This window comes from Haloarchaeobius pelagicus, assembly GCF_051207375.1.
Taxonomy (GTDB): domain Archaea; phylum Halobacteriota; class Halobacteria; order Halobacteriales; family Natrialbaceae; genus Haloarchaeobius.
On record NZ_JBPJZD010000002.1, the window covers coordinates 733,946 to 751,445 of the forward strand.

The 17,500-nt window shown below is 64.8% G+C and carries 15 protein-coding genes; 12 read left to right on the forward strand and 3 right to left on the reverse strand.

Annotated features, from left to right (window positions below):
• Together ACSC1S_RS16295 and ACSC1S_RS16300 are read right to left on the reverse strand one after the other, a co-directional pair.
• Positions 1 to 420, reverse strand: coding sequence for a PPC domain-containing DNA-binding protein (locus ACSC1S_RS16295; protein ID WP_435319875.1), 420 nt, complete (start codon positions 418 to 420; stop codon positions 1 to 3).
• 134 nt (positions 421 to 554) lie between these two features.
• Positions 555 to 725, reverse strand: a complete 171-nt coding sequence (locus ACSC1S_RS16300) for a DUF7556 family protein (RefSeq protein ID WP_435319876.1) — start codon at positions 723 to 725, stop codon at positions 555 to 557.
• Between the two features lie 521 nt (positions 726 to 1,246).
• Between ACSC1S_RS16300 and ACSC1S_RS16305 the strand changes: the two genes are divergently transcribed.
• From ACSC1S_RS16305 to ACSC1S_RS16360, 12 genes are all read left to right on the forward strand, one after another.
• Positions 1,247 to 3,106: an ABC transporter substrate-binding protein gene (locus tag ACSC1S_RS16305; protein WP_435365211.1), complete on the forward strand. Its 1,860-nt coding sequence runs from the start codon at positions 1,247 to 1,249 to the stop codon at positions 3,104 to 3,106.
• A 158-nt stretch (positions 3,107 to 3,264) separates the two neighbouring features.
• Positions 3,265 to 4,359: an ABC transporter permease gene (locus ACSC1S_RS16310; protein ID WP_435365212.1), complete on the forward strand. Its 1,095-nt coding sequence runs from the start codon at positions 3,265 to 3,267 to the stop codon at positions 4,357 to 4,359.
• Between the two features lies 1 nt (position 4,360).
• On the forward strand, positions 4,361 to 6,151 hold the full coding sequence (locus ACSC1S_RS16315; RefSeq protein ID WP_435319879.1) for an ABC transporter permease: 1,791 nt from the start codon (positions 4,361 to 4,363) through the stop codon (positions 6,149 to 6,151).
• Positions 6,151 to 7,536: an ABC transporter ATP-binding protein gene (locus tag ACSC1S_RS16320; RefSeq protein WP_435319880.1), complete on the forward strand. Its 1,386-nt coding sequence runs from the start codon at positions 6,151 to 6,153 to the stop codon at positions 7,534 to 7,536. Before ACSC1S_RS16315 ends, ACSC1S_RS16320 begins: the two co-directional genes overlap by 1 nt.
• Complete coding sequence (locus ACSC1S_RS16325; protein ID WP_435365213.1) at positions 7,533 to 9,197, forward strand: ABC transporter ATP-binding protein; 1,665 nt, start codon at positions 7,533 to 7,535, stop codon at positions 9,195 to 9,197. Before ACSC1S_RS16320 ends, ACSC1S_RS16325 begins: the two co-directional genes overlap by 4 nt.
• Positions 9,198 to 9,200: 3 nt before the next feature.
• Entirely contained in the window at positions 9,201 to 9,710 is a 510-nt protein-coding gene (locus ACSC1S_RS16330) for a DUF7555 family protein (protein WP_435365214.1), read from the forward strand.
• A 56-nt stretch (positions 9,711 to 9,766) separates the two neighbouring features.
• Positions 9,767 to 10,351 (forward strand): DUF7529 family protein, encoded by a 585-nt coding sequence (locus ACSC1S_RS16335; RefSeq protein WP_435365215.1) that lies wholly within the window; start codon positions 9,767 to 9,769, stop codon positions 10,349 to 10,351.
• Between the two features lie 160 nt (positions 10,352 to 10,511).
• Entirely contained in the window at positions 10,512 to 11,363 is an 852-nt protein-coding gene (locus ACSC1S_RS16340) for a CBS domain-containing protein (protein WP_435319884.1), read from the forward strand.
• Positions 11,356 to 13,086, forward strand: a complete 1,731-nt coding sequence (gene glyS / locus ACSC1S_RS16345; protein ID WP_435365216.1) for a glycine--tRNA ligase — start codon at positions 11,356 to 11,358, stop codon at positions 13,084 to 13,086. Before ACSC1S_RS16340 ends, glyS begins: the two co-directional genes overlap by 8 nt.
• 1 nt (position 13,087) lies before the next feature.
• Positions 13,088 to 13,684 (forward strand): dolichol kinase, encoded by a 597-nt coding sequence (locus ACSC1S_RS16350; RefSeq protein WP_435365217.1) that lies wholly within the window; start codon positions 13,088 to 13,090, stop codon positions 13,682 to 13,684.
• A gap of 501 nt (positions 13,685 to 14,185) precedes the next feature.
• Positions 14,186 to 16,669 (forward strand): DEAD/DEAH box helicase, encoded by a 2,484-nt coding sequence (locus tag ACSC1S_RS16355; RefSeq protein ID WP_435365218.1) that lies wholly within the window; start codon positions 14,186 to 14,188, stop codon positions 16,667 to 16,669.
• Positions 16,666 to 16,863, forward strand: a complete 198-nt coding sequence (locus ACSC1S_RS16360) for a hypothetical protein (protein WP_435365219.1) — start codon at positions 16,666 to 16,668, stop codon at positions 16,861 to 16,863. The genes ACSC1S_RS16355 and ACSC1S_RS16360 overlap by 4 nt, the downstream gene beginning before the upstream one ends.
• A 4-nt stretch (positions 16,864 to 16,867) precedes the next feature.
• Here the strand turns inward: ACSC1S_RS16360 and ACSC1S_RS16365 are convergent, their stop codons facing one another.
• Entirely contained in the window at positions 16,868 to 17,497 is a 630-nt protein-coding gene (locus ACSC1S_RS16365; RefSeq protein WP_435365220.1) for an Sjogren's syndrome/scleroderma autoantigen 1 family protein, read from the reverse strand.
• Between the last annotated feature and the right edge of the window lie 3 nt (positions 17,498 to 17,500).

Here is a 17,500-nt window from a genome sequence, read left to right on the forward strand (position 1 = left end):
CTACAACCAGAGGTCGAGGTCGGTGGTCTCGTCGTGTTCGCGCACGAGCGGCTCCTCGAACTCTCGGACGTACAGTTCGCCGGCCCAGACGGTCGCCGCGTCGAGGTGGCCGGCCAGGGCCTGCCCGCTCGGTCGTGAGAGGACCGCGTGCGTGTGAGCGAACGGTTCACCGTTCAGCTCGGAGACGTTGCCGACGCAGGCTGCGACCTCGAGGGGTTCGTCGAAGGTCGCGGCGTCGTACTCCTGGCGCTCCTGGTCGTAGAACCAGACGTCCGCGTCCTGGACTGCGCCGAGCCCGGTGAACCATGCGGCGTCGAGGTCCTCCCGGGCGGCCAGGTCTTCGAGTTGCGCGCGCCAGTCGCCACCCGTCTCGAGCCGAACGACGAACTCACGCGAGGTCGCGACTTCCCGGTAGTGCATACCCACGTGAAAGAGGGTAGATGGGAAAAAAGTAGTGTCCTCGCGCCGACACCGTTCGAGGCGTCGCAGCCGTGGGAACGGGGACACACCGAGCGGTGGCTCGGCGACGAAGAACGACAGAGAACGACCGGCGGTTACCGCCAGTCGGGAAGGTCCGGGGCGTCTTCCGCTCGCATCGAGAGCCAGGCTCCATCGTCTGTGATGTCCGCGATGACGTACTCCTTCGAGGAACCGTCACCGTCGACAGACGCTACCACATCCCGGTCGTCGGCTGAACCCGACGGGCCTGACTCGGATGCTGCCATATGAGTCACTGTCTCATGGTCAGGTATAAACTCATCGACTCGACAGTCGAGTTTCTGAAGAAAACCTATCTAATTCAATATAGTTAACCAGAGATTGTGATTGGGGGATGGTATCAGACATCATGAGAATACATGCCAAGAGTATATAAACCAGTGTTTGTTCAGAAGCCTGTTGCCGTTCATCTATCCACAGAATCGAGATGATTGGAATCGAGAGAGTAACAACGAATACGAATCGGACACCACTCCGGGAGTCCACCGACAGGCGTCACGTCTGCTGGTTCTGCAGGGCACGCAGTCGCTTCTGGCGCCGGCCCAACGTCACACGAACCGAATAAACAGTTTACAATTTGTTCTCAGTTCTTCGTACATATACCCACCCCCTCATGGTAATTGTTACCGTCGTTAGCTCGGTATTCTATATATTCATTCCGCGCGCCAACTTAAACCTTTGGGTATGTAAAATAGCTGCAGACCATAACGGTAATTTTAACCATACTGTCTCCAAAGGGGTGCGTGGGATGACAGACAATACCAGCATCGACCGTCGTCGCTTCCTACAGGCGACTGGCGGCGCAGCATCTGCAGTGGCGGTTGCGGGATGTCTCGGCGGCGGTGGCGAAGGCGACACCGACACCCCGACGGACGAACCGACGGACGAATCCACGGAGACGGCGACCGAGAAGACGACACGGCCGCCGGAAGACCGTGAGAAGCTCGACAAGACGTTCGAGCTCATCAACGCGACGATGAGCACCCTCGACCCCATCAAGGCGACCGACACGGCCTCTGGGACGGTTATCCAGCAGGTCTTCGACGCCCTGATGAACTACCCGAACGGTGAGGTCGAGGTCGAGCCGCTCCTCGCAGAGGACTTCGAGGTCTCGAGCGACTTCCGTACCTACACGTTCAACCTCAAAGAGGACGTCAAATACCACAACGGTGACACCGTCACCGCACAGGACGTCGTCTACTCCTTCGAGCGCCTCGCAGCGTCCGAGAACTCGCGGCGTGACTACTTCATCCTCTCGTACGCGATGAACGTCGAGCACGAGACGGACGGCGACGGCGCCTACGTCCCCGGCTCCCTCAACATGGAGGCCGTCGACGACACGACCTTCGAGATGACGCTGACGAAGCCGTTCGCGTCCGCTGTCGAGATGCTCGCATACACCTCGTTCTCCGTGATTCCGGAGGGCATCGTGGGCGACATCGACGGCTACGACGGCGAGATGTCCCACTCCGAGTTCGCGACGCAGAACCCCGTCGGCGCGGGTCCGTTCGTGTTCGAGAACTGGGAGACGAACACCCAGGCCTCCGTCACGCGTAACGACGACTACCACGGCCCCGTTCCGTTCGTGGCAGGCGTCCACTGGCAGGTCATCACCGACCCCGACGCGGCGTACAACTACGGCCAGAACAAGAACTCCGACCTGGCCTCCATGCCGACGTCGAAGTACGACCCGAGCAAGGTCAACATCGAGACCGAGGACGACAAGGGTCGTAAGATCGGTACCTACGGTCCGATGCGGAACGGCGAGACCGCGAACTACCTCCAGTACGCGACCATCAACACGTTCTACATCGGCCTGAACGCCAAGAACGTCCCCGGTCCGGTCCGGAAGGCCATCGCCTACGCGATGAACCAGAAGGAAGGCGTGGACCAGGTGTTCAAGGGTCGCGGCAAGGCCGCGTACCACCTGACGCCGCCGGGTATCTACCCGGGTCAGGGTCCCGCCTACGACAAGCACGCCGAGGAGAAGTACCCCTACGGGTACAACACGACCGACCTCGAGTCCGCACGCCAGGTCATGGAAGACGCTGGCTACGGCCCGGACAACAAGTACGAGGTCACCTTCACGACCTACCAGTCCGACACCTGGCAGGGTCTCGGGAAGATCCTCCGCGACAAGCTCAGCAGTGCCCACGTCAACATGAAGCTCGAGGAAGCACCGTTCTCGACGCTTCTCAACCGTGGTCGCTCCGGCAACCTCGCCGCGTACTCGCTCGGCTGGATCATGGACTGGCCCGCACCGGACAACTTCCTCGGCCAGATGGTGCCGGAACTCACCGACACCACGGACGGGGCACAGGGCTTCTACCTGGACTGGGACGACGCAGAGGGCGACGCGTCCGACCGCGCTGCCGAGGCGTGGAGCAAAATCCAGGGCAACCCCGAGCCGACCGAGGACGCACAGCAGGCCCGCAACGAGGCTTACATCGCGATGGAAGAAGCCATGTGGGAGGACATGATCCTGCTCCCGACGTACCACAGCGTCTCCGAGCGCTTCGCGTATGACTGGGTTGACATGCCGCGCACCGGTGCCGCCGGTGGCAGCCGCATGAAGTTCAACAACGTCTACCTGAACGACCGGAGCTAACCGGGTTTCATCGGGACCCGATTTTCCATTTTTCGACCGTCTAGCCCCTGCTATAACCTCAATTAACGTAGGAAAAGAACGCAAGACATAACCATGGGTGCAAAATACACTATGAATAGAACAATGGTGATGGAAGTGGATCACCGGAGGGACATGTCATGAGCAGGTGGGGATACTTCGTCCGCCGCCTACTGCTGGCTATCCCTGTGGTACTCTTCGGTACGACAATCACGTTCCTGGTCCTTCGCATGGGTCCACTGGACCCCGTCGCAGCGATCCTCGGACCGAACGTCCCCGCATCGAAGTACGAACAGATAGAACAACAGCTCGGCCTGAACCAACCCCTGTGGGAGCAGTACATCGACTACATGATCGGATTGCTGACATTCGATCTCGGTGAGTCCTACGTCATCAAGGACGGGACCACCGCCATGACGCTCATCGTCCAACACGCGCCACGGACGCTCTGGCTCGGCTTCTGGTCGGTGCTCATCCCGCTGTTCATCGGTATCCCGCTCGGTTTCTACGCAGGTCTCAACCCGAACACGTTCAGCGACTACATCGCGTCGTTCGGTGGGATCGTCTGGCGTGCGATGCCGAACTTCTGGCTCGGTGTCATCCTGCTCTCCGTCCTGAGCCAGTCGAAAGACTACTCCGGGATGTTGACGTTCGGCCTGTTCGAGTTCGAATGGGCCAAACTCTTCGTCAATACGAAGATCATCGGGCAACCGCCGCTCGAGTTCTACGACCCGGCAGGGACGACCGCCATCACGCTCGGCGGGACGACGCTGTTCAACTTCCCGCTGTTCGAGTTCGACAGCACGACGTTCCTGCAAGCCGTCAAGATGGTTCTGCCGCCCGCCATCGTCCTCGGTTCCTCGTCGATGGGGAACGAGATGCGCCTCGGGCGGACCGCCGTGCTCGAAACGGTCAACTCCAACTACGTCGAGACCGCTCGCGCCAAGGGGCTCTCGAACCGGAAGATCGTCTGGAAGCACGTGTTCCGAAACGCGCTGATTCCGCTCGTCCCGATCATCCTGAACGAGGCGTTCCTGCTGATCGGTGGGTCGGTCATTCTTGAAACGATCTTCAGCATCAACGGGCTGGGCTACCTGTTCTTCCAGGCGGCCCTCCAGGGCGACGTGCCGCTGGTCGGCTCGCTGATGTTCATCTTCATCCTCATCATCGTGTTCATGAACATCCTTCAGGACTTCATGTACACGATCATCGATCCACGTGTGGGGTACGAATAATATGAGTCAGGTACAGGAGAACGCGACATTACGAGAGCGGATCTTTGCCCACCCCGAACCGGCACTCATCTGGCTCGGTGGGGCACTGGTGCTACTCGCCCTGGAGTTCGGGGCGTTCGCCAAGACGATGGTGCTCTTTGGCGACCAGTTCAATCCGCTCATCAACGGGAGTACAGAGATCGGTGGCTGGTACGTCGACCAGATGTTCAAGACGTTCGGTACCGCCGGCGGCATCGTCATGTCCGCCCTCGGTGCGATAATCGTCCTGGGCGTCCTGTCGGTGTTCGTCAAGGCCATCTTCATACCGTTCAACCTGGTCGAGAAACTCGGGCTGGAAGACGTCCCGATGTCCGTCGACCTGCTCGAACGGCTCATGATCATGGCTGGCCTCGCCGTCATCTGGGCCGTGCTCATCTACGAACCGCTCGGGATGTTGCTCCCGGCGCTTCCGGTCATCGGTGAGCCCTCGTTCGCGCAGCTGTTCCACGGGTTCGCCCAGACGGCTGCGGGCGTGGGCAACTGGCTCGGGGATACCTTCCCGACGCTGCTCTCGCGGGACCTCATCCCGAACAGCGGCTTCAAGCCGCCGGCGAGCGCGACGGACCAGTACCCGACCGGGGTCCTCGGCCCGTACCACGGGACGTTCCTCGGCCTCGCACCCGCCTACGCCTGGGCGATCCGCGTGGGGCTCGTCTACGCCTACGCGTTCATCTGGATGGCGTGGCTCTGGTTCGGCTACAAGACCTTCCGACGACACTACCGCTACGCCGACTGGACGCCGCGTGACGACATGATCGACCGGCTGAGCACCCACCGCTGGGGCCAGTTCGGGTTCCTGATGGTCTCGATGTTCATCGTGATGGCGTTGTTCGCGCCCGCACTCGGGCCGGTGACGACCCAGGAGAACATCTACGACCCCTACAGCTACACCTTCAAGTACACCGAGGACGGGCAGGTCAAAGAGATCAGTCACGGGACCGCCAACCTCGACAGCGTCTCCCAGGGTGATCCGAACAGAAACGTCGGTCCGATGAGCTACGACGAACACGGCAGGTTCCATCCGTTAGGGACCTTGACAACGGGGAAAGACTTGTTCACCTTCATGGCTGATGGGGCGAGGGTGTCACTGTTCATCGGCCTGCTGTCCATCGTGTTGGGCGGGTTCATCGCGACGGCACTCGCGATGGTGACCGCCTACTACAAGGGTCTCGCAGACCTCCTCGTCGTCATCACCAGTGACTCGATCCAGGCGATGCCAGGGTTGCTGATCTACATCATGCTCTCGGTCGTCTTCGGGAGTCACCCCATCTCGAACGTGTACAACGGTGGGTTGCTCCTGTCGCTCATCTTCGCGGCGACCGGCTGGCCGGGACTGTGGCGCGCCATCCGTGGCCCCGCGTTCCAGGTCTCCGAGCAGGAGTGGATCGACGCCGCCCGCTCGTACGGGCAGCGCCCCACCGAGACGATGAAGAAGCACATGCTCCCGTACGTGGCAGGCTACCTGCTCGTCTACGGGTCGCTCATCCTCGGTGGCATCATCATCAGTGTCGCCGCACTCTCGTTCCTCGGCCTGGGTGTGTCGCCGCCGACCCCCGAGTGGGGCCGCGCGGTGAACGAGGGTCGGTCGTACGTGACGACCGTCTCCTGGCACATCTCCACGATTCCGGGCCTGATGGTCGTCTTCGTCGTCACCGGCTTCAACGCGTTCGGTGACGGTATCCGCGACGCCATCGACCCGCAGTCCGGCGGGGCGAGTGCTGACGAGGCTGCAGCCGCAGGGGGTGGTGGATGATGTCCCTGCAACAGCAGCGTGAGGAGACCATCCTCACCATCAAGAACCTGCAGACCTCCTTCTATACGGACAAGGAGGTCATCCGCGCCGTCGACGGCGTCGACTTCGACATCCGCGAGGGTGAGACGGTCGGTATCGTCGGCGAGTCCGGGTCCGGGAAGTCGGTGACTGCCCGGTCCATCATGGGCCTCGTCGAGAGTCCCGGCCGGGTCCTGCGTGGGAGTTCCATCCAGTTCCGCGACACCGAGACGGTCGAACGGTTCGCGAACACATACACGGGTCGCACGGTCGACCTGACGAAGCTCGAGGAGAAACACGACCTCGCGACCGTCGTGGCCGACGCGATGGACCAGTACGGTGCGAAGCCGGGTGAGCTCACCCAGCACGAGAAGTACGCGAACCTCCCGCCGGAGCGCATCGACCCGACCCAGATGGTCGCAGACGGTGCGGTCCACTGGGACGACCTCATCGCGTCGGGCTACGCCGACGAACTGAACCTCATCTCGGAGACGGACTTCGTCTTCGTCGAGGCGGGCACCAGCGATTCGAACGGCATCCGCGTCGACCGCGGCTTCGTCGAGGTGACGCGCGCACACGAGCGAGGTCTTCGACGCCTCCGTGGCGGGAACATCGCCATGGTGTTCCAGGACCCGCTCACGTCGCTGAACCCGGTGTATACCGTCGGGAACCAGATCAAAGAGGCACTGCGACTCCACCAGGGCCTCCGCGGTTCCGACGCGACCGAGGAAGCCGTCGAACTGCTCGAAGCGGTCGGTATCCCGGACGCTCGTCGCCGGGTCGGGGAGTACCCCCACCAGTTCTCCGGTGGGATGCGCCAGCGCGCCGTCATCGCGATGGCACTGGCGTGTGACCCCGAGCTCCTCATCTGTGACGAGCCGACGACGGCACTCGACGTGACCATCCAGGCACAGATCCTGGAACTCCTGCAGGAACTGCAGGACGAGCGCGACCTCTCGATCATGTTCATCACCCACGACATGGGTGTCATCGCGGACATCGCGGACCGCGTGAACGTGATGTACGCCGGCGAGGTCATCGAGACCGCGCCGGTCGAAGAACTGTTCGGCAACCCGAAACACCCCTACACCGAGGGGCTGCTCCAGTCGATCCCCGGCCGACAGAAAGGTGACCGCCTCGTCACCATCGAAGGTGACGTGCCGACGCCGAACGAGAAACCGACGTACTGTCGGTTCGCGCCACGGTGTCCGAAGGCGTTCGACGAATGCCAGGCCGTCCACCCCGAACTGGTCCAGGCCAACGACGGGGCCAAGGACCACCGGGCCGCCTGTCTCCTCTACCCCGAGGACCAGACGCAGACGGAAGCCATCGAACTTCATAAGGCCAAAGGAGGGAGCAAAGAATGAGCAAGCAAGCGATGTCCCACGCCCAGCAGACAGCACAGACCGAGTCGATGATAGAGATCCGCAACCTGAAGACGTACTATCCGGGTGGCGGCCTCATCAACGACCAGCCGGTGAAGGCAGTCGACGGCGTGAGTTTCGACATCAAGAAGGGCGAAACGCTCGGTCTCGTCGGTGAATCCGGGTGTGGGAAGTCCACGCTGGGCCGGACGCTGGTCCAGCTCGAGGACGCCACCGCCGGCGTCAGCCGCTTCCACAAGCCGGACGTGGTCGAACGGATGGCCAACACGTACGGCCGTCGGACGGTCATGCTGGCCGAGATCTACGACTCGAACGACCCGGTCGACCTCGTGACGAAGCTGTTCGCCGACGACGTGCCGCCGAAGGCCGTCGCCCGCGAGAGCGGCTACGAGAACGTCAGCGCTGACGACATCGACGCCGCACAGTTCGTCAACGAGCAGAACCTCACCGTCCAGGACATCGTCGACGAGGGCTTCGGTGCCAGACTCGGCCTGTTCGGCGAGAAGGACTTCGTGTTCGTCGAGAACGGCCACCGCGACGGCGACGAGATCCGCGTCGAGGAGGGCTACATCGACGTCACGGCCGCGCCCGGTCGGGCACTGAAGAAGCTCCGCGGCCGCCAGCTCGGTATCGTCTTCCAGGACCCCGAGTCGAGCCTCAACGACCGTATGACGGTCGGGGAGATCATCCGCGAGCCGCTCGACGTGCACAGCTGGGGCGACCCCCAGGAACGACGCACGCGCGTCCGTGAACTGCTCGAGACGGTCGGGCTGCGCCCGGAGCACTACTACCGCTACCCGCACCAGTTCTCCGGTGGGCAGCGCCAGCGTATCGGGATCGCCCGGTCGCTCGCGCTCGAGCCGGACTTCCTGGTGCTGGACGAGCCGGTGTCCGCGCTGGACGTCTCGGTGCAGGCGAAGATCCTGAACCTGCTGGAGGACCTCCAGAAGGAGTTCGGGCTCACCTACCTGTTCATCGCCCACGACCTCTCGGTCGTCAAGCACATCTGTGACCGTGTCGCGGTGATGTACCTCGGCAACATCATGGAGATCGGGCCGACGGACGGCCTGTTCGAGAAACCCGGGAACCCGTACACGCACTCGTTGCTGTCGGCGATTCCGGAGCCGGACCCGACCTCGACCAAGGACCGGATCACCTTGCGGGGCACGCCGCCGAGTCCGCGCGACCCGCCGATCGGCTGCCCGTTCAGTACGCGCTGTCCCGTCAAGATCCGCCCCGACGACTACCAGCACCTGGACGACGACGTCTGGGAGCGCATCGAGGTCTTCCGCGAGGTCGTCCGCGAACGGTCCCGTGCGGACCGCTCGCTCACCGACCGCGCCAAGGAGATGCTCGGCCGGCAGACCCGGTTCTCCGACATCACGGAGATCACCGACGAGCTGTTCGGGGACGTGGACGTGCCCACCGAGGTGTCCGAACACCTGCGCGAGGCGTCGGGCCACATCGAGAAAGGCCACGACAACAAGGCTCGCGAGTACCTGTTCGAGCAGTTCGGGAGCATCTGTGACAGGGAACAGCCCAAGCACCACGTCGTCAGCGACGACGCCCGGACCAGCTTCTGTCACCGCCACCAGGACCGCTACGACGAACCAGCAGTCGCGTTCGACCAGCTCCACGACTGATCGATGAGCGACGCTCCGCCCGAAGTGGTCGCCGCCAGACGGCTGACACGGAAGACCCTCGAAGCCGTCGTGTACGGCCTCGTCGTTGCCCTGTTCGTCGCGGGGGCGTCGGCCTTCCTCGAACTCTCCGGGCGGGGGACGCTCTACACCACGAAACACGTCCTGTTCTGGGTCGGATTCGCCCTGCTCGCGTACGCCTCGTTCCAGCTTCGCCCGCCGTCGCCCCGCGCGTCACAGGGGCCCGGGGATAGCACGTTCGTCACCTCGGGTGACGACCGCCAGAAGAAGGCCGAGACGACGGTCGGCGGGCGTCGCGAGACTCGCCTCGAACGGCTGGTCTCGTGGCTGCCGCCGGTGCGCTGGTTCGCCATCGCGCCGGACGACCGCTTCTCGGTCCACGCGAAGCTGTTGCTGGCCGCGGTGTTCATGCTCGCGCTGTCGATGGCGATGGAGTTCGTCTTCGGCATCGCACAGCCCGGGGTCGCCAGCGCGGCAGCTGTATTCATCGGCTGAGGCGCTGCGAGAAACAAAGACACCCTTATCAGACTCCACACCATGTGTGTGGACATATGCCAGACGTGCCCAAGTCCGGTGAGGACATAGATTACGCCGAGCGAATCGCGAGCAACGCGGACGTCCTCTCGAACGCGTGGGAACAGGCACTCGAGGAGATGGAACTGATGGCCGAACAGCGCCGCGAAGAGGGCTGGGAGGCGGTCACGGTTATGGCGGCGAACACAGCGCCGCGGAACCGCCGTGCAGGCGACGACGACGACAACCGGTTCGGCCTGGTGTACGTCGTCCCGTCGAACATGGGTGAGGACTTCAGCGAGGCCTTCGAGGGCAAGCAGTTCCCGAAGTACGAGGTGTACCGCCGCGAGATGGACGGGAACGTGTTCCTCGTCGCCGAGTACATCGACCCCGACACGGAGACGGTCATCTTCATCGCCAGCCAGTACGAGCTCCGCCACGCGGCCGGGATGGTCCACGACGCGGAGGAGGAGGGCGAGTTCTACACGTACGTCCAGACGCTCCCGGGTGACATCCTCGGCGTGTTCAAGCACGACTCCCACGAGAAGTTCGTCCCGCACGCCGACCGCATCGACGACTGGAGCCCGTCAGCGCCCGGCCCGGGCGAGGTCGAGAAGAACTGACGCTGCCCCATATCGCGACGCTCGTGTCCGCTACCGGCCGGCTCGTCGTTCGAGCCTGACATACCCGGCACTGTTTTATATATGCTGTCGCGGGCGAGGGCGTCACGGTTCCGCACACGAAACAGGGGCTTTATGCGGCGATTGAACCTATAGAGCCGATATGAAAGTAGCCGACGCGATGACCCCCCGCTCCGAGCTGGTGACCGTCGAGTTGCCGGGTACCCGTGACGACGTCCTGTCGTACCTGCAGGAGCACGGGTTCTCTTCGGTCCCAGTGGTAAAGCCGACCGAGGACGGCGAGGAGTACCGCGGTCTCGTCTCCCGGGACAGCCTCATCGAGCGACCCGACGAGGACCAGCTGGCCCTCCTGATGGAGGACGTGCCGACGACGACCGACGACACGTCCATCGCGGACGTCGCCCGCCTGATGGTCGAGGAGCGCGCCCGCCGCGTGCCCGTCGTCGACGGCGAACTGGAAGGCATCATCACGGTCACCGACGTGGTCCACGCCATCGCCCGCGGGGACGCCAAGACTGACGCTGTGGTCGGTGACCTGGCCACGAAGGACGTGAACACGACGTACTCGGGGACGCCACTGCCCGTCGCCGAGCGCGAGCTCTACTACGCGAACGTTCCCTACGCGGTCGTCCTCGACGACGAGGCCGACATGGCCGGCATGCTGACCGAGGTCGACATCATCGAGGTCGCCCGCATCGTCGAGGGCGAGGACGACACCGGTGACTCCATCGCCAACGAGGACGACGAGTGGATGTGGGAAGGCATCAAGGCGGTCGGCGGCCGTTACCTGCCGACCCGGAACGTCGAGATTCCGGCCGAGCCGGTCTCGGAGTTCATGACCGAGGACCTCGTGACGGTGTCGACGAAGAAGACCGCCGAGGAGACCGCCCAGTTGCTCATCCGCCACGACATCGAGCAGGTCCCGATGGTGTCGGGCGACCAGCTGGTCGGCATCGTGCGGGACCTGAACCTGCTGGAGGCACTGTATGACTGAGACGGCCACCGTCGTCGAACTCGCCAAGCGCCGGGGCTACTTCTTCCAGTCCAGCCGCGCGTACGGCGGTGTCTCCGGCTTCTACACGTACGGCCCACAGGGTGCGGCCCTCAAGGAGAACATCGAGGACACCTGGCGCGAGCGCTTCACCCTGAAGGAGGGTAACTTCGAGGTCGACGCACCCATCGTGATGCCCGAGCCCGTCTTCGAGGCGTCGGGCCACCTCGACGGCTTCGACGACATGCTCGTCGAGTGCCCCGAGTGTCACGCCAGCCACCGCGCCGACCACATCATCGAGGACAACACCGGCATCGAGGAGGCCGAGAGCCTCCCGATTCCGGAGGTCGAGAACCTGCTCGCCGAGCACGAGCTCACGTGCCCGAACTGCGGCGCGGACCTGGCGGGCCAGGCCATCGAGGAGTTCAACCTGATGTTCCAGACGAGCATCGGCCCGGGCTCCTCCCAGCCCGGCTACCTCCGCCCCGAGACGGCACAGGGTATCTTCGTGGAGTTCCCCCAGCTGAAAGAGTACGCCCGGAACCAGTTGCCCTTCGGCGTCACGCAGATCGGCCCGGCGTACCGCAACGAGATCTCCCCGCGGAAGTCGCTGTTGCGCCTGCGCGAGTTCACGCAGGCCGAGCTCGAACTGTTCATCGACCCCGAAGAGGACGAGCCGGCACTCGACGTGGTTCGTGACGTGGAAGCGCCGCTGTACTCGGCGGAGATGCAGGAATCGGACGACGGCGAGCCCGTCACGATGGCCATCGGCGACGCCGTCGACGAGGGTATCATCTCGGACGCGTGGGTCGCGTACTACCTCGGCCTCGCGAAGCAGTGGTACACCCGCATCGGCATCGACATGGAGAAGTTCCGGTTCCGCCAGCACCTCTCGGGCGAGCTCGCCCACTACGCGGCGGACTGCTGGGACGCCGAGGCGCTGGTCGACGGCGACTGGATCGAACTCGCCGGCTTCGCCAACCGCGGCGACTACGACCTCTCCAAGCACGGCAGCTACAGCGACGAGGACTTCACGCTGTTCAAGCAGTACGACGAGCCAAAGCACGTCGAGCGCGCGACGGTCGACCCCGACATGAGCTACCTCGGTCCCGAGTTCGGTGGCGCGGCCGCCGACATCGGCGAGGCGCTGCAGACGCTCGCCGAGCGCGACCGGAGCGCCTTCGACGGCGACAGCGTCGAGGTCGAGGTCGACGGCGAGGCCTACGAGATTCCGTCCGAGCACGTCAACTTCGAGGTGAGCGAGGAGACCGAGGCCGGCGAGCACATCGTCCCACACGTCATCGAGCCGTCGTTCGGTGTCGACCGGGCCCTGTACACCGTCGTCCACCACGCCTACCGCGAGGACGAGGTCGAGGGCGAAGAGCGCAGCTACCTCGCGCTGAAGCCGGAGGTCGCCCCGACGTTCGTCGGCGTCTTCCCGCTGACAAGCAAGGACGGCCTCCCCGAGACGGCCCAGTCGGTCGCGACGGAACTGCGCGAGCGCGGCCTCTCGGTCGCCTACGACGACTCCGGCTCCATCGGGCGTCGCTACCGGCGACAGGACGAGGTCGGCACCCCGTTCTGTGTGACCCTGGACGCCGACCCGGAGGGGACGGCGACCATCCGCGAGCGCGACTCGACCGAGCAGGTCCGCGTCGACCTCGACGAGCTGGCCGACGTGTTGACCGCGCTCAGAACCGGCGAACGGACGTTCGACACCCTCTGAGATGCGCGACGAGGTGGCCCGACGACTGGTGCACGCGACCGGTGCGGTCCTGCCCACCGCGTACCTCGTGAGCCAGCTCGACGGCGTGCCGACAATCTCCTGGCGAGCGGTCCAGGCGTTCCTGGTCCTCTCGATGGGGGTCGCACTCGTCCTGGAAGCCGTGCGGCTGTTCGTCGGCCTGGACTGGGCCATCTTCGATAAGCTCACCCGGGAGTACGAACAGGACAACCTCGCGGGCTACGCGCTGTACATGATCGGCGGGGCGTTCGCCGGCCTGCTGTTCCCGCCCGCGGTCGCCATCCCTGCGATGTACATGCTGACCATCGGCGACCCCATCAGCGGGCTGCTCTCGTCGGGCGAGTTGCGGAGCGTCAAGCAGCCGCGGGTGCTGGTGGCGATGTTCCTCGTCAGCCTCGCGTTCGCCCTCCCGTTCCTGCCGGCGTTCGTGGCCGTCGCGGCGGCCGTCGCGGCCACCCTGGCCGACGGCGTGAAGCCGGTCATCGGCGGCTACGTCATCGACGACAACCTCACCATCCCTATCGCGGCCACGGTGACGGCGTGGGTGATGCTGGCGCTGACGGGCTCGCTGCCGGTCTGAGCCACACCGGCCCCGTCTAGTTGTGTAGGCCCGACATATTCGATTTCGCAGCGATCAGTCTCTGGTATGACACTGCTCGAACTGCTCGTCGCGGCACTGATCGTCCTCGTACTCCTCGCGATCGTGGCGGCCGTTATCGGCGAGGAGGAGCTACTGCTGGGGCTCGTGCTCGAACTCGTGGACTGAGAGACTCGGCAGATTTATTACGGTACGCGTACTTCCCATTTTCAGCCACGACGATACGCCGACATCTCCGGCGTTCTTGGCGACTTCGTCGCCCAGTCACCGTCGTGGTGAGACGAACGACACCGTGCGGCGGACTCCCCCCAACTCTCCCCCCAACCCGCCGCCTGTCGTTTCACACGGCTGACCGCGCCGTCTCCACTTTCATCGCGGTCGGCCCTTTCACTGGCAGGGAGCGACGGGACCGTCACGAAGCCCGACTTCACTTTCACCCCGGTCGGCGAAGTCTTAAACGGCGGGACGCCGAATTCTCGGGCGATGGCTGCCACCGACGAGGCGTCCGTCGAGCACCCGCTGCTCGCGCCGAACTTCCTCCAGCGCCGGCTCTACCAGTTACAGCTCGCAGGGACGGCGACCGAGGACCACACCCTCGTCTGCCTGCCGACCGGGCTCGGGAAGACGACCGTGAGCCTGCTCGTGACCGCCCGCCGCCTCCACGAGGTCGGCGGGAAGTCGCTGATGCTCGCGCCGACGAAACCCCTCGTGCAACAGCACGCCGAGTTCTACCGCGAGGCACTCCAGATACCGGACGAGGAGATCGTCGTGTTCACCGGCGACGTGCGCCCGGACGACCGCGCCGCCCTGTGGGAGGACGCGACGGTCGTCATGGCGACGCCGCAGGTCATCGAGAACGACCTCGTCGGTGGCAGAATTTCGCTTCGCGACGTGACACACATCGTCTTCGACGAGTGTCACCGCGCGACGGGCGACTACGCCTACAACTACATCGCAGAGCGGTACCACCAGGACGCCGCGGACCCGCTGGTGACGGGCATGAGCGCGTCGCCCGGCGGCGACGAAGAGGAGATTCTGGAGGTGTGTGAGAACCTCGGATTGCGCGAGGTCGAGGTGATGACCGAGGACGACGCCGACGTCTCGGAGTACACCCACGACACCGAGGTCGAGTGGAAGAAGATACAGTTACCAGACGAGGTCATCGAGATTCGCGACGCCCTGAACGAGGTCATCGCGGACCGTCTCGGCAAGCTCAAAGAGATCGGCGTGACGAAGGCGACCTCGCCGGACCTCTCGGAGACCCAGATAAACAAGATATCGGCGCAGTTGCGCCAGATGATGGACAACGACCAGTCGGCGGGGTTCAAGGGCATGAGCCTGCTCGCGGAGATCCGCAAGCTGCGGACCGCGGTCACCTACGTCGAGACCCAGAGCGTGGAGGCGACTCGACGATACTTCGAGCGCCAGCAGAACGCCGCCCGGGCCTCCGGCGCGTCGAAGGCCAGCCAGCGCATGGTGTCCGAGCCGAAGGTCAGGGAGGCGATTCGCAGAACGGAGTCCTTCGACGACATCCACCCGAAGTACCGCGAAGCCAGAATCCTGCTCGCCCAGACGCTCGGCATCGAGGACGGCGAGCGCATCATCGTGTTCACCGAGTCCCGCGACACCGCCGAAGCCCTCACCGAGTTCCTCTCGAACCACTTCGAAACGCGGCGCTTCGTCGGCCAGGGCGACAAGGAGGGCTCGGACGGGATGACCCAGAAGCAGCAACAGGAGACCCTCGAACAGTTCAAGGCGGGCGAGTTCGAGGTGCTGGTCTCGACCTCGGTCGCCGAGGAGGGCCTGGACGTACCGGAGGTCGACCTCGTGCTCTTCTACGAGCCGGTCCCGACGGCCATCCGGTCCATCCAGCGCAAGGGCCGGACCGGTCGCCAGGACGAGGGTCGCGTCGTCGTGCTGATGGCCGAAGACACCCGCGACGAGGCGTACTTCTGGATCTCCCGACGGAAGGAGAAGCAGATGGAGAGCGAGCTTCGCAAGCTCAAGGGCGTCGCGAAGAACGTCGAGGAGCAACTCGACGACTCCCAGCAGAGCCTCGCCGCGTTCGCCGGTGGCGAGTCCGACGGGGGTGACACGGAAGCCGAGGCCGAGGCCGGGGCAGCCGCCGACGGTGGCGCGAGCGCGGACAGCCAGCCCGGCCTGCAGGAGTTCGGCGCTGGTGACGACGCGGACGGCGACGAGGAGGCCGAGACCGACGCGGGCGCGGACGACGGCGACCAGGCGGCAGAGACGGCCGCCCAGTCCGACGCCGACGACGGCGTGGTCGCGGCCGCCGAACCGCAGGACGACGACACCGTCGAGATCGTCATCGACCAGCGCGAGATGGACTCCTCGATTCCGCGGGACCTCTCGACGCGCGAGGGCGTGACGACCCGGCTCGAGACACTCGCCGTGGGCGACTACGTCCTCTCGGACCGCGTCGCCGTCGAGCGCAAGTCGGTCTCCGACTTCCTCGACACCCTGACGGGAAGTGACCGCTCCGTGTTCGAGCAGGTGCGCGACATGGCCGGGCACTACGCCCGCCCCATCCTCGTCATCGAGGGCGACGACAGCCTGCTCGGGTCGCGGGACATCCACCCCAACGCCATCCGGGGCGCACTCGCGTCGCTGGCGGTGGACTTCGGCGTGAGCGTCCTGCGGACCGAGGGCGAGGCCGACACCCGCGACCTGCTCGCGGTCATCGCGAAACGCGAACAGGAAGCGAGCGGGCGCGAGGTGTCGGTCCACGGCGAGAAGTCGAAGAAGACCCTGCCCGAACAGCAGGAGTACGTCGTCTCGGCCATCGCCGACATCGGCCCGGTCACCGCCCGGTCGCTGCTGGCACACTTCGGCACCGTCGAGGAGGTCATGTGCGCGAACGAGGACGACCTCCTCGAAGTGGACGGCGTCGGTCAGGTGACCGCCGAGCGCATCCGGGAGGTCATCGGGAGCCAGTACGAGCCGTGAGCGACGCCGTCCGCGCCGCCGTCCGGAAGACCTTCCCCGGGCTGGTGGTCACGCTGCTCGTCCTGCTCGCGGGGCAGGTGTTCGACCTGCACTGGAGCATCGGCTACGGCGCGGCGCTCGTCGCGTTCACGCTCTGGATGGTCTGGTTCGTCGTGACGTTCGTGCGCTGGTTCGAGTGGGGCGAGGAGAACTGACGAACTACCGCCGGAGCGCGCCGAGCGCTTCTGCCGCCTCCTTCACCGCGGCGAGGCACTCGCGGGCGCGGGCCGGGTCGTCCGTGTTCGCGGCGGCGTCGCTGAAGTAACGGATGGTCTCGGCGATAGAGGCCTCCGCGTCACCGAACTCGCCGGCGAGGGTGGGGCGTGACGCCTGTCTATCGGGGCGTCGCGACGGGGTGTGGCTCTGGACCTGCGAGCTGAAATCGTCGCCGGACTGTGACTGCGAGACGCCCTGGGCATCGGCGTCGGCGACCGACTGGGACGGCTGGTCCGGGGCGTCTGCCTGCTGGTCCTGGGCAGGGTTCTGGGCCTCCTGTGCCTGCTGCTGTTGCTGCGCCTGCTGTTGCTGCGCCTGCTGTTGCTGCGCCTGCTGTTGCTGTGCCTGCTGCTGGCGCTGTGCCTCCTGTCCTGCGGCCTGGCAGCTCGGGCAGAACTGCTGGCCCTTGTGCCGGAAGATGGGGTCGCCACAGGTGTCGCAGTGCTGGTTCGTCATCGTCGCACCCTGCAGGAGGAGTTCGCTCATCCGCTGTGTCGTCTTGCGGTCTTCCTCCTCCTTTGCGAACTTCTCTCGCAACTTCTCGCGCTCTGCCTCCTTGTCGAACTCGCTCATGTC

Coding starts and splice junctions, on each gene's coding strand:
- ACSC1S_RS16365 (WP_435365220.1), bottom strand. CDS start 17,497: ATGAGCGAGTTCGACAAGGAGGCAGAGCGCGAGAAGTTGCGAGAGAAG.
- ACSC1S_RS16330 (WP_435365214.1), top strand. CDS start 9,201: ATGAGCGACGCTCCGCCCGAAGTGGTCGCCGCCAGACGGCTGACACGG.
- ACSC1S_RS16315 (WP_435319879.1), top strand. CDS start 4,361: ATGAGTCAGGTACAGGAGAACGCGACATTACGAGAGCGGATCTTTGCC.
- ACSC1S_RS16310 (WP_435365212.1), top strand. CDS start 3,265: ATGAGCAGGTGGGGATACTTCGTCCGCCGCCTACTGCTGGCTATCCCT.
- ACSC1S_RS16335 (WP_435365215.1), top strand. CDS start 9,767: ATGCCAGACGTGCCCAAGTCCGGTGAGGACATAGATTACGCCGAGCGA.
- ACSC1S_RS16340 (WP_435319884.1), top strand. CDS start 10,512: ATGAAAGTAGCCGACGCGATGACCCCCCGCTCCGAGCTGGTGACCGTC.
- ACSC1S_RS16350 (WP_435365217.1), top strand. CDS start 13,088: ATGCGCGACGAGGTGGCCCGACGACTGGTGCACGCGACCGGTGCGGTC.
- ACSC1S_RS16320 (WP_435319880.1), top strand. CDS start 6,151: ATGTCCCTGCAACAGCAGCGTGAGGAGACCATCCTCACCATCAAGAAC.
- ACSC1S_RS16325 (WP_435365213.1), top strand. CDS start 7,533: ATGAGCAAGCAAGCGATGTCCCACGCCCAGCAGACAGCACAGACCGAG.
- ACSC1S_RS16305 (WP_435365211.1), top strand. CDS start 1,247: ATGACAGACAATACCAGCATCGACCGTCGTCGCTTCCTACAGGCGACT.
- glyS (WP_435365216.1), top strand. CDS start 11,356: ATGACTGAGACGGCCACCGTCGTCGAACTCGCCAAGCGCCGGGGCTAC.
- ACSC1S_RS16300 (WP_435319876.1), bottom strand. CDS start 725: ATGGCAGCATCCGAGTCAGGCCCGTCGGGTTCAGCCGACGACCGGGAT.
- ACSC1S_RS16295 (WP_435319875.1), bottom strand. CDS start 420: ATGCACTACCGGGAAGTCGCGACCTCGCGTGAGTTCGTCGTTCGGCTC.
- ACSC1S_RS16355 (WP_435365218.1), top strand. CDS start 14,186: ATGGCTGCCACCGACGAGGCGTCCGTCGAGCACCCGCTGCTCGCGCCG.